The organism is Phaeodactylibacter xiamenensis (genome assembly GCF_965229835.1).
GTDB classification, from domain to species: Bacteria; Bacteroidota; Bacteroidia; order Chitinophagales; family Saprospiraceae; genus Phaeodactylibacter; species Phaeodactylibacter xiamenensis.
This window is the reverse complement of the sequence record NZ_OZ245931.1, coordinates 1,695,571-1,712,710: the sequence shown is the minus strand read 5'-3', so window position 1 is coordinate 1,712,710 and position 17,140 is coordinate 1,695,571. Positions and strand designations below refer to the sequence as shown.

Sequence of the window (17,140 nt, the reverse complement as noted above, 5' to 3'; positions counted from 1 at the left end):
CCACGGGTAAAGGCCCGGGCAGGCCTAAAGATCGCTAATCCGGCGGACTACTTCATACAAGCGGGTGTACGGTCCAACGTCCTCCACGAAAGGATCGTGCTCCAGGTGATTAGCAGAGATCAGCTTAAGATGCGTAACCCTGCCCCGGCTGTCGGTTACACGCTGTACGTACTTTACCCAAAGCTGCCCATTGTTCTTAACGGCATAGATTTTGTTGTCACGTATCTCGTGCAGCCCACTGATCTCTCTGCAGATCACCATGTCCCCGTCGAGAATGACCGGTTCCATACTGTTACCGTTGATTGGAAAAGCGACAAGGCTGGCACCGGAAAGCCCCGGAATACTGAAGAAGGTATTTTCTTCTTTCGTGAAGCTTTCTGCGCTCACTGTAGAGCCCGCAAAGGCTTCCGTGGTGGTGAACATAATGTTGCCGCCCATTCCTGGCGCTTCCTCCATTACCTGATCGTATTTAGGCGCTTCAAGCCCAAAAGGCTCGCCCTCTCCATCGATCATGTAAGACTCATTTACCCCATACTCCCGGCACAGGGCGCGGGCGTGGCGGTAATCAATGCAACGCTTGTCATCCGGGTTGAGGAAAGCACGAATAATATGACCATAGGCACGGTTGCCGAGGATGCGTTCTGCAAAATCGCCCATCCCTTTGCCATTTCGGTCATTTTTGACGATCTCGCCACGTTCTTCCAACATATTGAAAACCGTAATAAATCTTTCATTCAATTGCCGCCTGTCTTCTCGGATCATAATTTTGAGGATTTAATTCGCGCTTATCTTTATCCGGGCCAATGCATGCAGCCCGGGGGAAAAGCGGGTTGTAATAAACAAAAACAATCAACTTGAGCGCAAGTTAAAACAAATTTTTGTTGCAAACAAATCAATTCAGGAAGAAAATCAGAAATTTTTCATTTTCCACTCCCGGCGCAGGATACTGAATAGTTGAAGGTGTTGGTAAGCCTCTTCTTTGAGGAGGGCTTCCCGGAGCCGGCCTTCGGCGGTAAAGCCTAATCGGTTGGCTAAAGCTATAGAGCGCTGATTGTCTTGTGTTGACCGCAGCGAAATGCGGTTGAGGCAGAGTTCTTCAAAGGCATAGTTGAGCAGGCAATGGCAGGATTTTGTGGCCAGTCCCCGGCCCTGAAAACTACTGCCGAGCCAATAGCCTAATTCAGCCCGGTGGTGCTCCCATTCGATGCGGACCAGGCTGACAAGACCAGCTATCTGTCCTTCCGCACGTACCAAAAAAGTGCAACGTTGCTGACCTTCATTGAAACGTATGGCGTCAAATAAAAAACGGTGGACGTCTTTTTCCGTATGGATTTGTTTTACCCAGGCCATCCAGGGTTCAAGTTCAGCCCGGCTTCGGTCGATTAGCTGGTACAACGCACCGCTGTGGGGCAGTTCCGGGCGTAGCAGGTCAAGTTGTGGGCCTCCGGGCAGGGTTTTGGGTAGCATAGGCAGCAGGTTATTGAGTAGGCAATTGCTTTAAGGCTTCCACCGCCCGGTCCAGCTCTGCAGTCGTGTTGTAATAGTGGGGAGAGAATCGCAGCGCCCAGTCCACGCCTTTCTTTTCAAAGTCGATAACCGCTCCTCCTTTCCCGGAAACAGAAGCATTGACGCCTTTTTGGTTCAGGGCAGGGATAACCCCCCTGGCACTCAGCCCCTCAATGGAAAGGGTGACTATGCCGCATAGCTGTTGCCCCTGATCGAGCACCCGGACATGCTCAAGCTGACTGAGCCTTTGCCTGAGGTGGGCTGCCAGCATACTGATCTGCTCTGCAATAGCCGTCAACCCCAGTTCGATTGTGTAATTGGTGGCAGCCCGGGCGGCAAGCACCAGGGCATAGGAGCGCTCCCAGGTTTCAAAACGCACGGCACTTTTCCTTGGGCGGTAGGCATTCGGAGCCGTCCAGGCAGCGCTGTGGAGGTCCATAAATTTTGGCTCCAGCCCCGCTTCCAGCACCCGTTCTGAGATATACAAAAAACCGCCCCCGCGCGGCCCCCGGAGGAATTTCCGGAAGGTGGCCGTCAGGAAATCGCACGCAATGGCTTGCACATCCAATGGCAGTTGTCCGGCAGACTGACAGGCATCGACGAGGTAGTACGCACCATTGGCCCTGCAGACTTCGCCTATGCCCATGATGTTTTGCACCAAGCCGGAATTGGTGGGCACGTGAGTGACCGCTACGAGCCTGGGGCGATGTTGCCGGATCAGCGCTTTCAGCTGGCCGGTATCCACGCCGCCTTCGGGGAGGGTCCGGGCGCGGATGAGTTGGAGGTGATGCCGTTTGACCAGTTGCAGAAAGGCGATCTGATTGGACACATAGTCGTCTTCGGTAGTCAGAATGGTGTCTCCTGCCTGAAAAGGGATAGCAGATAGGGCCGTATTGTACGCCTGCGTAGCGCTGCCGGACCAGGCGATTTGGTCTGGTTTGGCATTCAGCAGTTGGGCAACGGACTCGTAAAAGCCGATACTTTGCTCCCGGACAAGGGCGGCAGCCTCATATCCACCGATTTCAGACTCCAGTTGAAGGTGTTGCTGTGCCGCTTCCAGGACCGGTCGCGGCATGAGGCTGGCGCCAGCGTTGTTGAGGTGGATACGGTGCTGCACGCCGGGGGTATCTGCCCGAAGTTGGTCAATATTGAGCATAGTTTTCAGATGATTTTGGTTAAGAAAAGAGCCAGAAAGAGCAGCAGGCTGAGGATCAGCCCGGCATTAGCCAGCCAGCCGTTTCGGGCATTGCCCAGCCAGGAGGAGCGGTTGTTCATGTAGATGAGAATGGCCGCCAGGAAGGGCATGAAAAAGGCGCCCGTCACGGCGTATAGAATGCCAATCCAGGCAGGTTTGCTCCACCAAACGATGATCAGGGGCGGTATCGCCAGGTAGCCCAGGAACAGCCGGTAGGGCAGGGTAGGGCGGAGGAGCTCCTGGGTAGTGGGGCGTTTTCGGACATTCCGGACGAAGTCTGCAAAAAGATAAGGCACTCCATCCCATACGCCCAGCATGGAAGAAAATACCGCACCCCAAAAGCCAACGAGGAACCCCCATCGGCCTACCGGGCCGGTCACGGTGCCCAGTTGCTCGGCCAGGCTCAGGATCATCCCGTAGCCATTGACCTGTTCCGGGCTGACTCCTGCGGCAATAATCACCAGTGCAACCCCAAACAGGCTGCTCAGCGTGTAGGCGATTCCCAGATCAATACGGGCGTGCTTCATGAAACCCGCCTGGCTCCATCCTTTTTCGGAAAGCCAGTAGGCATAGCTTAGCAGCGTCACACTGCCGCCTACGCCGCCGATCAGCCCGAGGGTGAGTATTACGGCTTTGGGATCATTGGGCAGGCGCGGGTAAAGCAGAGCCATTCCGACATCTCCCCAGTCCGGTGCCAGTCCCCAGGCACTACTAATGACTACTGCAAACATAAGCCCAATGAATAATTTCATCAACCGCTCCAGCAGCTGATAGCTGCCGCCAAGGACGAGGAGCACGGCCAGGCCCGATTGCAGGGCACCCCAGATCAATGTGCCGGTGCTTTCATTTTCATGAATAGGCAGAAGGGTCTGCGCGGCAAGCCCGCAGAAGGAAATCAGAGCGCCAGCTACTACAAAAGACCACAGCATCAGGTAAATTAAAAAGTAATAGGATACCCACTTAGGCAGGTGTTTGATCCAGCCCTGCAGGAGGGTTTCTCCGGTTGCCAGTTGCCAGCGGGCGATGCCTTCGTTGAGCACAAACTTCAGCAGACCGCCCAGCAGCACTGCCCAAAGGATGACGGTGCCATATCGCGCCCCGGCTAGGGAGGCGGCAATCAGGTCGCCAGCGCCCACGCCGGTGGCTGCCACGATAAAGCCGGGGCCTAAATAGCTTAGCCGTCTTTTTAGATTGCTCATTGGGACAAGATACAAAAAACAAGGTCTGTTGGCCCTGGGGTAGAGCTTCCCGCTCTGCTCCGGGTACTTTTTGCAAACCTGCCGGATCCCGGTAAAGCACCGGGAGGGGAGCTCCCCAGCAGTGGCTCCGTTTATTCCGGCACATGCAGCACTTTCATCACCATTACGGTGGTATGCTCTTCGGTGAAGGCTTGCTTCATGGCCGTTTGCAGCCTGGGCATGACCGTATCAAAGTCCCCGAAGATTTGGGTACTCATGTCGTTGACTTGTACACGCAGCCCGTCCTCATCTTTCAGTAGCCCGATAAAATTCAGGATAGGCTGCTCGTAGTTGGGCCGGAAGGGGTACATGGAGATTTCTATGGCGATTTGCATGGTGGGTGTTTTAGCGTTAATGTAGGGGATTTTGGGTATTTCTGTTAATTTTGGACAAATTCTGATTTATGAAAGCGTTGAGAAAGGCTAGCACTCTAGATGATGTTTACCAGGCTTTTCGGGGGGAGCCGCTCCGAATTTCTGAAATGGAGGAGTTTTACCAAAAGACGAAGCCTGCGCGAGGAACGAGAGACCCCAGGCAACGTATAGCCAGATTGCTAAAGAAGTTGCCTGACTCTTATGAGCACTTCCTGTTTGTTGGGTACAAGGGCTGTGGAAAAAGTACAGAGCTAAACCATCTTCAGATGGATATTTCTCATCAGTTTTTGGTGCTGAATTACTCTGTGCAGGACGAACTTGATCCCGTTCATCTCAATTATATAGAGCTATTCATTGTTACAATGGAAAAGTTGTTTACGGTGGCAGATGAAAAGAATTTGTCGATCCGGCAGGAGCTGATCGATAGTATTCAAAATTGGATGGTTAGTGAAGAAGTAAAAGAAATTCGGGAAAAATATAATATTAGTGTAGAAGGCGAAGTCGGTGCTGAAGGCAAAATCGGAATACCCTATCTGAAAAGTTTCTTCGCAAAATTCAGAGCAACAGCCAAAAGCAGCCGGCAGTTAAAAGAAACGCTCAAGCGGAATATAGAACCCAAGCTATCTGACCTTATTGAGCATTGCAATAACCTTATCCGTGAAATCAGCTTTAAACTTGACGAGATAGGTCTTAAAGACATGGTCATCATTATTGAGGATCTGGATAAAATCCCTCTTCAAAGGGCTGAAGATTTGTTTTTCAACTATACCAATCAGCTTACTCAACTGCAGACCAATGTCATTTTTACTTTCCCCATTGCGCTGTATTACCATGTTCGGTTCAATGACATCAAGAACTATTTTTCTGATCCCTACGAGCTGCCCATGATAAAAATCAAGAATCGGGACGGCTCAGAAAATGAGGTGGGGATGCAAGTTATGAGGGATATTGTATCAGCGCGAATGGATACCGATACTCTTTTTGGAGCGGAAGAACTACTCGACCAACTCATTCGCAAAAGTGGTGGTTGTATACGCGATTTGTTCTTGATGATACAGGAGGCGGCGGAAAGCGCCCTGGACCTGGAACGTGAAGCTATTTTGAATGAAGATGTAGCGCTCGCCATCCAGCGCTTGAAAAATGAATACGACAACAATATTGCCGATAACATTATTGATGGAGAGAAATATTCCGCTGACCTTTATTACAAAGTACTAGTCGAGCTTCATAATAGTGAGACTAAGAAGGTAGATAATACACTGCCAGTAATGCATCTGCGCCAGAATCTTTGCATACTCGGTTACAACGGGGAAGGTTGGACCGATGTACATCCCGTAGTGGTAGATATTTTAAGAGAAAGGAAACGGATCGATGAGTGATCAAGCCAAACAGGATCAAACAGCTTATTTTGGATTAATTAATGGTCTGGCACGTTTTCTGAGCCGGGAGCACGAACATGGTTATGTATTCGCTACAGCGGACTACCAGCCATTGGAATCAGAAATCAAATGGAAACTAGCTGAAATTCTGCGTAATAAAGGGAAAAAGCTAACTGTCTTGCGATTAGAAAAAGACCCTAACCGCTCTATCCGTACTCAAATCGAAGACACAATAGCTGAGAGGCAGCCTGATGCCTTACTAGTTCAAGGCATAGATGAATTAATGTCAAGAGACATCAGCACCGGAGAACTCCTCCCAGAGGGCGCTACTTTCGTAGATGAACTCAATTACGCTCGTGAGGCAATGAATAAGTTGAGCTTGCCAGTAGTCTTTTGGCTTAGCCGACGTAATCTATCTTTATTGGCTAACCGCGCCGCTGACTTATTCGCGCAGCGCCGCCGCTCTGTCTTTTTCTTCACCTATCAGCCCGAACTGGAAGCCGACACACCGCATTTGCAAAGCCGCTTTCGCGAAGACTATCGGAGCAGCGAGGATTACAAACGGCTACGCCTACAGGTGAACCTGCTGGAATCCCAGCTAAAGGAAGCGAGGCAAAAGGGGTACTCCGCTCACCGAATTGCAAGGGAGATTGCCCTGCCGCTAGCGACTAAATACAGTGAGTTGGATTTGCACAAGCAAGCTGCAGAACTGCTGGAAGCGTATGACGAGGCCTTCGATGCAACCAATCCGCAACTTCTAAAGCAATTGGCTGAAATAGCTTACAAAGCCGGAGAATATTTAGAAGCAGAGAAGCATGCTCGCTTAGGTTTGAAGGCGCTAGCCACAGCAGAAGACTCTAGTTTGAAGGCCGGATTTTTGATAACTCTGGGGGATGTTTTACGAGATAACGGACAACTTGAGAAAGCCTTCAGAGCCTATCAACAATACTACGCTATGTTAGGTAGTTTAACGGCAAAAGGATACGACGGTAAATATGAGGAGGGAGAAGTCCTACAACGATTAGGAGATTGCTATAAGGCGCTTGGTGGCTACAAAGAAGCCGAAGCATCATATAAAAAAATGTTGAAGATTTTTAGGGAGCTTTATGCCGACAACCCCCACAACGAAGGGTTGAAAAACGGCTTGGCCATCTCGTATGAAAAGCTCGGCGAGATCTATAAAGCCAAAGGGCAATTCGACAAAGCGCTCGACTTCTTCTTGAAAGACTTGAAACTAACGGAGGAGCTTTATGCCGACAACCCGCACAACGAAGGGCTGAAAAACGGATTGGCCATCTCGTATGAAAGGCTCGGCGATATCTATCAAGCCAAAGGGCAATTCGACAAAGCACTCGACTTCTTCTTGAAACGTTCAAAACTCGGTGAGGAGCTTTATGCCGACAACCTGCACAACGAAGGGCTGAAAAACGGATTGGCCATCTCGTATGAAAAGCTCGGCGATATCTATAAAGCCAAAGGGCAATTCGACCAAGCACTCGACTTCTTTTTGAAATACCGCGACTTGATGGAGGAGCTTTATGCGGGCAACCCGCACAATGAAGGGCTGAAAAACGGCTTGGCCATCTCGTATGAAAGGCTCGGCGATATCTATCAAGCCAAAGGGCAATTCGACAAAGCACTCGACTTCTTCTTGAAACGTTCAAAACTCGGTGAGGAGCTTTATGCCGACAACCCGCACAACGCAAATTTAGAAAACGGGCTCGCTATTTCCTACTACAAGCTGGCAGAGTTGTACCTGGCGAAGGAAGATACAGTCAAAGCCAAAGTTTTCTACGATAAATCCATAACGGTCTGGGAAAAGCTGTACGAGCGGACGCAGTGGGGGCAGGTTGGGGGGTATTTGGAGACGGTGCGGGAGCGGGTGGCGGCTTTGGATGGGGATGGAAACACATAGGGACATAGTGAACATAGGGTTAAATTGTCTGGCTATGTGCTCTATGTGCCTATGTGTTTAAAAAAAACTGAAAGCGGAACTTAGGGCACTGTGGGAAACAGCACCCTAAGCCACTAGGGCGTAGACACCGAAACCGGCAACACCTTCCCATTAAAAAAGTGGTGCCCCTGTAGGGCAAAGTAGCTCAAAAAACCACCCATTTGCGCACTGCTCACTGGCGCCTGCATGCCCGGGAAGGCCGCAGCCAGCATTTCGGTCTGCACCGCACCCAGCGCCAGGCAGTTGACGCATACGCCAGAGTCTTTCCATTCTTCCGCCAGGCACTCCGTGAGGGTGGCGATGGCGGCCTTGCTGACGCTGTAGGCGAGCAAGCCCGGGAACTTGGAACTGCCCTGATAGCCTCCCATACTGCCGATATTGAGGACGTGGGCTTTTTCGGCGGCCTGCAGGAAGGGGCGCAGCATTTGCAGCAGGTGGACGGGCCCGTGGAAGTTGACGCTCATGACGTTTTCCCAGTCGGTGCCGGTGGTCTCGTGGAAGGGCTTGTTAAGCAGGTAGCCGGCGTTGTTGATCAGTACGTCTACGGTGCCCCAGGGCTCTACGATTTCGAGCAGGGGGCGGGCATCCGGGGAGGTGATGTCGTAGGCGAGGTAGTGCAGGTTGTCTCCGGCTTCCTGTTGGAGTTCCTTCAGTGCGGCTTCGTTGCGGGACAGGGCGAGGACGCGGTGGCCGTTTTTGGCGAGTTGCAGGGCGGTATCGCGCCCGATGCCCCGGCTGGCCCCGGTGATGATGATGTTTTTCATATTGTCAGTATTTTATAAATCGCCCAGTTGGGGGCGGATGGTGATTTCTTCAATAACGGCATTGGGCGGTAGTTGCCAGGCGCTCCAAATGGCTTCGGCTACTTCGGAAGCTTGTAGCAGGCGGTCCGCTGGCAGGTCGGCGCCGGTCCAGGAATCAGACCAGGTCGGGCCTGGCAGGATAGCAGTTGTTCTTATACCTTTATCTTTGAGCTCGTAACGCATGCTGTGGTGGAAGGACAACAGGGCGGCTTTGGTGATGCCGTAGGAGCCCTTTCCAATATACCCTTCCCGGCTGGCTACGGAGGCGATATTGAAGATATGGCTGCCCCGGGGCATTTGGTGCCATACAGCCCGGCTCAGGTGGTAGGGCGCGTAGAGATTGACCGCCATCATGTGTTCCAGGGTACCGTTGGGTTCCTCCAAAAGGGTGCCGGGCAGGTAGGCGCCGGCGTTATTGATAAGGATATCAACGGTTTCGTAGCCGGCTTTCAGGGTTTGGCAGAGATTCTGTACGGCTTCTGCATCTGCAAGGTCACAGGGGAATACTTCAATGCGGCATTCCGGGGCGATGGTTTGGAGTTCCTGCCGAACTGTTTGCAGGTCAGCTGCAGTACGGGCAATGAGCGCCATACGGGCACAATGCGGTGCAAAGCGATCTGCAATAGCCCGGCCGATGCCTTTGGTGGCGCCGGTCAGAAGGAGTGTGGGGCGTTGGTCCATAATGGGAGCAACGAATGGGAGCAACGTATTGTTTGTACGGGTATGCAAAAAGCGCGGTTTGCCTAATTAAAGGCAGGAAGCTGCCCATTTTTGGGATAAAGCTTCTACATTTGCGCGGTGAAGTTGCGCAAGACTTAGTAGTTTGACGGCAATAAGCCAGACCGTTTTCTCTTTAGGTTTTGCGAAATTTTAACGCAACTTCCAAGTTTTCAGTCGCTTATAAAATTTCGCAAAACCGCAAACGGTCTAACTTATTTTGTTTCCGTCTTTTATAATAAGGCTCATGTTTTTAAAAAATATACTCTACCATTTTGGCCGCTATGTGATGATGCTTGGTACGGCGATATCCCGGCCCGAGAAAGTTTCCATGTATTACAGGGAGACGATGCGGCAGATGAATGACATCGGTATTGGTTCTCTGTTTATCGTTGGTCTGATTGCCATCTTTATTGGTGCGGTAACGGCGGTGCAGTTTTCCTATCAGCTGGATGGTACGCTTGTGCCAGTCTACTACATCGGCTATGTGGTACGGGACATGACAATTATTGAGCTGGCACCAACTTTTACCTGTCTGGTACTGGCGGGCAAGGTGGGCTCCAACATCGCTTCTGAAATCGGGGGCATGCGCCAAAAGGAGCACATCGATGCGATGGAAATCATGGGCGTCAATACCGCAGCTTACCTTATTATGCCCAAAGTGATTGCGGCGCTGGTGGTGATTCCCATGCTGGTGGCGGTGGGTGCATTTATCAGCATTATTGGGGGGTATCTGGCTTCCGTGCCTACGGGCGTTATGGCAGATGCCGATTACATAAAAGGGCTGCGCTCCTTTTTCGACCCCTTTAATGTGACGATGATGTTCATCAAGGCGGTCGTGTTCTCTTTTATCCTTACAACGGTGTCCTGCTATCAGGGGTACCACGTGCGGGGCGGCAGTATTGAGCTGGGGCAGGCCAGTACTAACGCTGTGGTCTTTAGCGACATTTTGATTTTGGTGGCCGACTACCTGCTGGCCGTAATTCTGACGAGTTAAGCAAGGCTTATGATCCGGACGAAAGATATCTTCAAGTCCTTTGACGAAAAGGAAGTACTGAAAGGGATTACCACTGAGTTTTACCAGGGTAAGACCAACCTGATTATTGGGCGCAGTGGTGCGGGTAAAACGGTATTGCTCAAGCTATTGGTCGGCTTGTTGCAACCTACTTCCGGTGAGGTTTGGTACGGAGATACCAACTTTTTCAACTTGAATAAAAAGGAGGTGCGTACCATCCGTATGCAGGTGGGCATGCTTTTTCAGGCTTCGGCCCTCTTTGACTCTATGACGGTGGAGGAGAATATCCGTTTCCCGCTCGATATGTTTACCAATATGACCTACAAGGAGAAACGCAAACAGGTGGACTCCTGCCTGGAGCGGGTCAGCCTCTCCGGGGTCAACGATAGCTTCCCTTCTGAAATCAGTGGGGGGATGCAAAAGCGGGTGGGCATTGCCAGGGCCATCGTGCTCAATCCGCGCTACCTCTTTTGTGATGAGCCCAACTCCGGGCTTGACCCGAAAACGTCTATTGTCATTGACGAGCTGATCCTGGACATTACCAAAGAGAAGAACATCACCACAGTGATCAACACCCACGACATGAATTCGGTGATGGAAATTGGCGAGAATATCATTCTGCTCTATCAGGGTGAGATAGCCTGGCGGGGGCACAGGGGCGAGGTCCTGGAAAGTGATAATGAGACGCTGCAAGACTTTATTTTTGCCTCACCTTTCCTGCAGCGGTTGCGGGAATCGGCTTTAGGGAAGTAAGGCGTCTTCACGCAACGAGTGCAAAGAGGAGCGCAAAGTTCGGTAAGCGGGGGTGTCTGCTCTGGCTTTGCGTATTTTGCGAAAACTTGTGCGCCCTCTGCGTGGACCCCACTCCCCCTACCCAAACCCCTGCAGCACATTTGTCACCGGAAATCCTTATCTTTCAGGGCACAACGCTAAAACCCAAAAACCATGGGCAACCGAGGGCTAGACCTGGAATCCGCCATACCTGCTTTTGATCCCGCCAAAGGGAAAAACCACCTTTTAGTAGTTGGCATCGATAACTACGCGCACTGGCCGGCGCTGCACAATGCTGTGCGTGATGCCCGCACCTTCGCCAACGTCCTTTGCCAGCAGTATCAGTTTGAAGAGGGCGATGTCCGCAAGCTCTTCAATGAGGACGCCTCCGAAGGTGGTATCTACAATGTACTTCGGGAGCTGAAGCGCGGGATGGGCCCTCACGACAGTCTGATTATTTACTACTCCGGGCACGGCTACTTCGATCAGGATTTCGACGAAGGTTACTGGGTGCCCCAAGATGCCCGCAAGGGTGCTGAAGAAACCTATATTTCCAATGCCAATATCCTGAAGCGGGTCAATGCGTTGGAAGGGCAGCACATCCTGCTGATTGTGGACTCCTGCTTTTCAGGTTCGCTGCTAACCAGTACACGCAACGCCTCTGTGGATGAGCACTTCCCATCGCGCCGGGTCATTTGCTCCGGCCGTTTAGAGGTGGTGTCAGATGGTGCGCCGGGGCAGCACAGCCCCTTTGCAGACCTGCTGATCAGCCGGCTACGTGATAATACGGCCCCTGCTCTGAATACGACCGCTTTGGTGCAGTACGTCAAGGAACATATTCCAAAGTTATCCCAACAAGCACCAATTGACGGGCGGTTGCAGAATTCCAGCGACCGGGGCGGAGAGTTCATCTTTCACCTCAAAGTGAGTGAGGATGAGCTGTGGGGCAAAGTGGAGCAGGAAGGGACCGTTTCTGCTTACGAGGCCTATCTCAATGATTATCCGGGCGGGAAATTTGCCCGGCGGGCTAGTCAGCAACTCCTGGTTTTAAGGGAGGACACCATCTGGGAAAATGCCCGGCAAAAAGATAATGAGCTGGCCTACCGCAATTACCTCAAACAGTATGCCGGTAAGGGCAAATACCTGGAAGCCGCCCAAAAACGCCTGGATGCTCTGGAGGCGCAGCAGGAAGACCGCCGTAAGGTGCTGGAGCAGCTTGCGCAAAAAGATGCAGAGCGCGAAGGTATTCAGGAACAGTATCAGGCACTCGTTGATGAAGCGGAACGCCTTTTTCAAAAGGAGGAGATGGAGGGCGCCCGGGAAAAATACCGGGAAAGCCTGCAGTATTTCATGGCGGGCTTTGCACCGGATTACACCTACGTGGAGGAGCAGATCAACCTTTGCACTAATGGGATTGCCTTTGTGCGGAGCCTCAATAATGGCAAAGCAGCGATGGGGCGTGAGAACTACCGCCTGGCCCTGCAGTATTTCAATGAGGCAGCCCAACATGGCGATGACCCCAAGCTGGAAGACCTGATCAGGGTTTGCCGGCAACGGCTCAATAGCCCGGCTCCGGCTGCTTCGCGAGAGACAGCTTACGCCAAAACCACCACCCGGGGTGCCAAAACAGCAACACTGCCAAAAAAACAAAAGGGCAACTGGGGCGGAACCCTGCTGAAATGGATTGGAGGGTTTGCCCTGTTTTTCATCATTTTGGGGGTCATTGGCAACCTGCTGCCAGAAGAAGAGCTCTATACCGATGAACCGGTTTACCAGTCGCCGGAAAGCGTACAGCAAATGCCTCCTGCGGAAAGAGCGTCTTCCGGTCAGGGCAAGCCTGCGGCGGCTAAGCCTGCTGCCACCCCACAGGAGCTCATCCTCGGTGACTGGGCAGTAGAGGATATCGTGATGAACGGGCAGTCTCTGTCTGATTTGGCCGGACAATACGGGACCGACCTCTCGGAGTACGTGTATTCCTTCAGCAGTAATGGTCAGGTCTCTGTCTACAGCCCGGCCGGCACAGAGCAGCAAACGTATTCTATTGAAGGTCAAAATATTTACCTGTATTCCAGCGTATGGGGCGGAAGCCCGGGGGTGATCAACTATATCCGGTCTTCGGAAATGCAGCTCACCTTTTATGTGGCGGATGGCTTTGGAGGCTCAACGCCCATGATCGTTACCTTTGCCCGGGGATAAAAAGAAAACCTGTGCCGTTTATGCTCAGCACAGGTTTCCACATGTCGTCCTGCATACCGTAAATTAGTAGTCCCGGAAGACCCGGCTGGCGTTCCGGTTGAAGTTGTCCATCACATCGGTGCCGCCGAAGGGGTCATTCCCGTTGAGCTCGTTGGCTGGCGCATCACGGTAAAGCTCTCTGAGCCAGCCCGGATTGTTACGTTCGCCAATAGCAGTGGAGTGGAGCAAGACGTAGTCTCCCGGAGAAAGGGACGGGTTGTAGAAAACGAACTTCACGTTATTCTGATTGGTGTACGGGAATTCGTAATAGGTCCAAATCTCGTAGGGTGGCGCAGAGGGTTCCTGATCCCGCATTTCCATATCATCGGGCTGGCCATATTTGAGGTAGTAGTATCCGCGGTCGGTTTCAAAGCCGTGGCGGAAGCCGCTGTCGTACATTTTATCGACTGCTGCGGCAATCTCCATATACTTATCGTAAGCGGTCTTAGGATTATTAGGGGACTGCCCGGCCCAGTAGCTGAACAGGTATAGCCGTTGTGCTTCGAGGTTCTCTGATTTGATCATGGTATTCACCGCCTCCACATCATTTTGTGGCATCTTCGGTGTCAGTGCGCGAAGGCTATACTCCAGCTCTTCCGCATCCAGTAGCTGAACGAACTCTTCCTTTACATCGAAGTCTACCATTTCGATGGGGGCCTCCTCCAGGAATGGGTTGCTGCGCTGGAAAAAGACGGTCTTACTGCTAAGGAGCCCTTTGGTGCGGTCACGCACTTCCACAATCAGGTTGTAATTGCCGGAGGGGAGCTCAGTGATGTCCATGCCAATAAGTACAGGGACAATGGGGGCGGGTTTCTGCCGTTTATGCCCGATCATGATGGGTTTGGCGTTTTCTTTGTTGGCAGGCTCCACAGAATAGCTGACGAGGTAGTCCTCACCCAACGCCTGGTCAGAATTGTAAACTTCATTATAAAAAATCAGTCGGGAAGCGTGGCGGCTGTAGAAGTTAAAAGGCAGGGGCTCCATTTTGATACCGTTCTTGACAAACATGTTATTTTGTCCGGGCTCGGCTTTTGTGTAGCTGGAAAGCAGGGTCAGCCCTGACTGGCATATTTCTGTTTCGGGGAAGCCAATGCTGAAGTTGGTATTGTACTCTTTGGCATTGTCCTTCTCGTTGAGGTCAGAAACGGCGACCACGAGGTTGTAGTCGCCAGGTTCAAGTGCAAAACGCTTGAGATCGATGAAATCAATCCGGGTTTTGGTCAGCGGACTGTTGAGGGCATACTTGTCAAATTTGACAATCTCCTCTCCCTGCTTGAAGAGAATAACCACTTCTACATTTGCCTGGTACAGGCTATCGGGCATCTCATTGAAGGTTACCGTTTGCCCGGCAATGTGCAGGTAAACTTCGATGTAAGGATTATCCGGCGTCCTGAAAGTCGCAAAGGAGATACTGGCGTCTATTGCGAAGAGCCCGAGCGTAAAGCAAAGGCTGGTGATCATGGTTAGGATAAACTTTTTCATGGTATAGCGTTTGAGTCTTACAACTTACAATAAAGATAGCAGTTAAGCCAGCCCAAGGGCGGGAAAAACGGGTGAATGTCAGCCCGGCGTTCGTAATTGCAACTTTTGAACTCCTGAATGAGATGTCTTTTTAATAAAAAAAAGGAAAAGGAAAAAGTTGTATTTTGGTAACAGACAATTGGCCCGCTTAAAAAAGTCAATCTTTTATGCCGTACAAATCTACCTTACAGCAGGTGTTAAAGCAGACCCTGCTGGTCCTGGCTTCTGCATTTTTAGTTTTTCAGTCTTTTGGGCTGCTGTCCGGCATGGATTACTATGCAGATATTAGCTTTTGGCCGGCCGTATTTCTGGCCTGGGTGATCAACATGTTTATAACCGGCATATTTGCGTTTGCCGGTTTTGCCCTGCCTACACAAAGGTTACTGCCGGCCCGGTACTACCATATTGCTAACCCCGGTCAGTTGAAGCGGCTTTATCAGGCCTTTGGGGTGGAGCATTTCCGGAAGTTACTGTTGGCTACGCTGTGGCGCAGCAAAGCGAAGCAGCAAAGGTATTTTAACGGCCGTGCCGATGGGCTGAAGCATCTTGCTGAGCAGTCGAAAAAGGCAGAGTTCGGGCACCTTCTTCCTTTTGTACTCTTGAGTGCAGTTGGCACATATATTGTTTTTTTCGTACAGCCTGTACTGGGTATTTTATGCCTGTTCATCAATTTCCTGGGCAACTTCTATCCGGTTTTGCTACAGCGGCACCACCGGATGCGGCTTCAGCGGATGGCAGCCATCAGAACAACGGCTCGTGCATAAAGGGGATAAGCGCAAAAATCAGTGGTTGGATATAGAGGGCTTCCCGGCTCACAAGCCCATTGGTGAGCAGGCCTACGGCACCACCTTTGTGTTTGGTGTTTTGCTCTTTGAAAAGGCCATCCATGACCGGCCCAAGTTCCTCGCCGCCTTCAATAGCCGCCACTGCTGCTCTTGGAAGCGGGAAGCTGGCACTTCGGGCACTGTATTCCCGGCTATCGGTGCGCACACACATCCAGCCAAAGGCTTGAAGCCCTAACCCCTGTGCATCGGCCACGCCACCCTCCAGGCCTACCCAAAAGTCAGCATGTGGTTGTTCCTGCTGGGCCCGCTGCGCTCTTTGCCGTGCCCCGAGGAGCGTCTCCGCGTCTGTCATGGGCTGATCCCGGACACCTGAAGGGACATCCACTCCGGTGATAGAAATGGCCATATCCGGAAAGGCTTGCTCGAAAGCTTGCCGGGCTGCAGCCTGCTTTACGGGATTGAGAGAGGCAACAATCACCTTTAGTGAGGCCATAGTGGAATTTTATTCTTGGTTAGGGATAGCCCGCAGCAGGTTGAATTGGAAGGGCGTATTTCTAAGTTCAGTTTGCAGGACGAGTGTGCTGTCGGTGATGGAAGCAACGGTATATGCGATAATATTGCCATCCTGGTTTTGCTCAATACTTTGACCAGAGATTTGATAGTCGCTTTCGCCTTTAGCTACCGGCAGATTGGTCCGCATGCTGCCATCGGCGTCAAATTCGTAGTAAAGATCAGCCAGCGACCGGGTCGGCTCACCATTGCGGGTTGCCTGCTGTAATTCCCACCTGCCAGGTAAAAGTTCCTGAATATTCTGCGGCTCCTCTGTACAGGAAACCGCTAGCAGCATCAGGCCAATACACAGCATAAAGGAGTTGGAAATGCGCATAGAGTTCATAGTTATCCAATGATTTATTCGCAAAAGTACCAATTATTTTGAGCTGACCTTGAGAATCATCAGGCAAAATCAGCGGCCAAACGTACACTATCCGGCAGGCAATTGTTAGAAGCTAAAAAATAGCCAGATGTTTCGTGCATGACGAACTAGTTCGTAAACGAACGGTTATTTGAAGAATGTTAATTTAATTCAGGAATATTCGTTTATTTTGAGCGCTATTCAAATAACCCTCCCTGTCTCTGAAGAAATGATAATGTATGGCTAAAGGAACTGAAATTGATGACCTGGACAGAAAAATTCTGTCTATCCTGATGCGGAATGCTAAGAAACCATATACCGATATCGCCAAGCAGCTCTTTGTGTCCGGTGGCACTATTCATGTGCGCATGAAAAAGCTGGAGGATGCGGGCATCGTAAAGGGGTATAACCTGGCAGTCGACCCGAGTAAACTGGGTTACGATATTTCTGCGTTCCTTGGGATTTATCTTGATAAAAGCTCCCTTTATGAAGATGTGGCAAGAGACCTCGCTAAAATTCCGGAGGTGGTAGCGGCTCACTACACAACCGGGTTGTATTCCATTTTTGCAACCATCGTTTGCCGGGATACCAAACACCTGCGGGATGTCTTGCATGATAAGGTGCAGAAAATCAATGGTATACAACGTACCGAAACCTTTATCTCCCTTCAGGAGAGTATCAACCGGCCCATCCATATTACAGATGAGCCATTCCTTGATGAAGAAGGGTAGGTC

Annotated in this window: 17 protein-coding genes; 7 read left to right on the top strand and 10 right to left on the bottom strand. The window is 51.3% G+C overall.

Annotation, left to right across the window (positions count from 1 at the left end; genetic code table 11):
- Positions 1 to 24: 24 nt before the first annotated feature.
- From ACO08I_RS06240 to ACO08I_RS06220, 5 genes are all read right to left on the bottom strand, one after another.
- A complete protein-coding gene (locus tag ACO08I_RS06240) occupies positions 25 to 762 on the bottom strand; it encodes a S24 family peptidase (RefSeq protein ID WP_282775278.1) in 738 nt (245 codons plus the stop codon).
- Between the two features lie 147 nt (positions 763 to 909).
- Complete coding sequence (locus tag ACO08I_RS06235; RefSeq protein WP_282775279.1) at positions 910 to 1,467, bottom strand: GNAT family N-acetyltransferase; 558 nt, start codon at positions 1,465 to 1,467, stop codon at positions 910 to 912.
- Positions 1,468 to 1,477: 10 nt separating this feature from the next.
- Positions 1,478 to 2,662 (bottom strand): aminotransferase class V-fold PLP-dependent enzyme, encoded by a 1,185-nt coding sequence (locus ACO08I_RS06230; protein WP_421948829.1) that lies wholly within the window; start codon positions 2,660 to 2,662, stop codon positions 1,478 to 1,480.
- 5 nt (positions 2,663 to 2,667) lie between these two features.
- The gene (locus tag ACO08I_RS06225) at positions 2,668 to 3,900 is read right to left on the bottom strand and encodes an Nramp family divalent metal transporter (RefSeq protein WP_421948828.1); all 1,233 of its coding nucleotides are present in this window, start codon (positions 3,898 to 3,900) and stop codon (positions 2,668 to 2,670) included.
- Positions 3,901 to 4,031: 131 nt separating this feature from the next.
- Complete coding sequence (locus ACO08I_RS06220) at positions 4,032 to 4,274, bottom strand: YkoF family thiamine/hydroxymethylpyrimidine-binding protein (RefSeq protein WP_282775282.1); 243 nt, start codon at positions 4,272 to 4,274, stop codon at positions 4,032 to 4,034.
- A gap of 68 nt (positions 4,275 to 4,342) precedes the next feature.
- Here ACO08I_RS06220 and ACO08I_RS06215 point away from each other — a divergent pair, with 68 nt between their 5' ends.
- The gene (locus ACO08I_RS06215; RefSeq protein WP_282775283.1) at positions 4,343 to 5,692 is read left to right on the top strand and encodes a hypothetical protein; all 1,350 of its coding nucleotides are present in this window, start codon (positions 4,343 to 4,345) and stop codon (positions 5,690 to 5,692) included.
- Positions 5,685 to 7,607, top strand: coding sequence for a tetratricopeptide repeat protein (locus ACO08I_RS06210; RefSeq protein WP_421948827.1), 1,923 nt, complete (start codon positions 5,685 to 5,687; stop codon positions 7,605 to 7,607). Before ACO08I_RS06215 ends, ACO08I_RS06210 begins: the two co-directional genes overlap by 8 nt.
- A gap of 113 nt (positions 7,608 to 7,720) precedes the next feature.
- On the opposite strand, the gene ACO08I_RS06205 is transcribed toward ACO08I_RS06210, so the two are convergent.
- Positions 7,721 to 8,410: an SDR family NAD(P)-dependent oxidoreductase gene (locus ACO08I_RS06205; protein WP_282775285.1), complete on the bottom strand. Its 690-nt coding sequence runs from the start codon at positions 8,408 to 8,410 to the stop codon at positions 7,721 to 7,723.
- A gap of 12 nt (positions 8,411 to 8,422) precedes the next feature.
- Entirely contained in the window at positions 8,423 to 9,178 is a 756-nt protein-coding gene (locus ACO08I_RS06200; protein ID WP_282775286.1) for an SDR family oxidoreductase, read from the bottom strand.
- 235 nt (positions 9,179 to 9,413) lie between these two features.
- Here ACO08I_RS06200 and ACO08I_RS06195 point away from each other — a divergent pair, with 235 nt between their 5' ends.
- From ACO08I_RS06195 to ACO08I_RS06185, 3 genes are all read left to right on the top strand, one after another.
- On the top strand, positions 9,414 to 10,163 hold the full coding sequence (locus ACO08I_RS06195; RefSeq protein WP_193789879.1) for an MlaE family ABC transporter permease: 750 nt from the start codon (positions 9,414 to 9,416) through the stop codon (positions 10,161 to 10,163).
- Positions 10,164 to 10,172: 9 nt separating this feature from the next.
- Entirely contained in the window at positions 10,173 to 10,934 is a 762-nt protein-coding gene (locus ACO08I_RS06190; RefSeq protein WP_282775287.1) for an ABC transporter ATP-binding protein, read from the top strand.
- 192 nt (positions 10,935 to 11,126) lie between these two features.
- Positions 11,127 to 13,148: a caspase family protein gene (locus tag ACO08I_RS06185; RefSeq protein WP_421948826.1), complete on the top strand. Its 2,022-nt coding sequence runs from the start codon at positions 11,127 to 11,129 to the stop codon at positions 13,146 to 13,148.
- A gap of 63 nt (positions 13,149 to 13,211) precedes the next feature.
- On the opposite strand, the gene ACO08I_RS06180 is transcribed toward ACO08I_RS06185, so the two are convergent.
- A complete protein-coding gene (locus tag ACO08I_RS06180) occupies positions 13,212 to 14,669 on the bottom strand; it encodes a GWxTD domain-containing protein (RefSeq protein ID WP_044228740.1) in 1,458 nt (485 codons plus the stop codon).
- 206 nt (positions 14,670 to 14,875) lie between these two features.
- Between ACO08I_RS06180 and ACO08I_RS06175 the strand changes: the two genes are divergently transcribed.
- Positions 14,876 to 15,472: a hypothetical protein gene (locus ACO08I_RS06175; RefSeq protein WP_421948825.1), complete on the top strand. Its 597-nt coding sequence runs from the start codon at positions 14,876 to 14,878 to the stop codon at positions 15,470 to 15,472.
- Here ACO08I_RS06175 and yjjX read toward each other — a convergent pair.
- Both yjjX and ACO08I_RS06165 read right to left on the bottom strand, forming a co-directional pair.
- Positions 15,450 to 15,986 (bottom strand): inosine/xanthosine triphosphatase, encoded by a 537-nt coding sequence (gene yjjX, locus ACO08I_RS06170; protein WP_044228734.1) that lies wholly within the window; start codon positions 15,984 to 15,986, stop codon positions 15,450 to 15,452. The genes ACO08I_RS06175 and yjjX overlap by 23 nt on opposite strands.
- Before the next feature lie 9 nt (positions 15,987 to 15,995).
- Positions 15,996 to 16,388, bottom strand: a complete 393-nt coding sequence (locus tag ACO08I_RS06165; protein ID WP_044228730.1) for a lipocalin family protein — start codon at positions 16,386 to 16,388, stop codon at positions 15,996 to 15,998.
- Between the two features lie 257 nt (positions 16,389 to 16,645).
- Here ACO08I_RS06165 and ACO08I_RS06160 point away from each other — a divergent pair, with 257 nt between their 5' ends.
- Entirely contained in the window at positions 16,646 to 17,137 is a 492-nt protein-coding gene (locus ACO08I_RS06160; RefSeq protein ID WP_282775290.1) for an Lrp/AsnC ligand binding domain-containing protein, read from the top strand.
- The last annotated feature ends 3 nt before the right edge of the window (positions 17,138 to 17,140 follow it).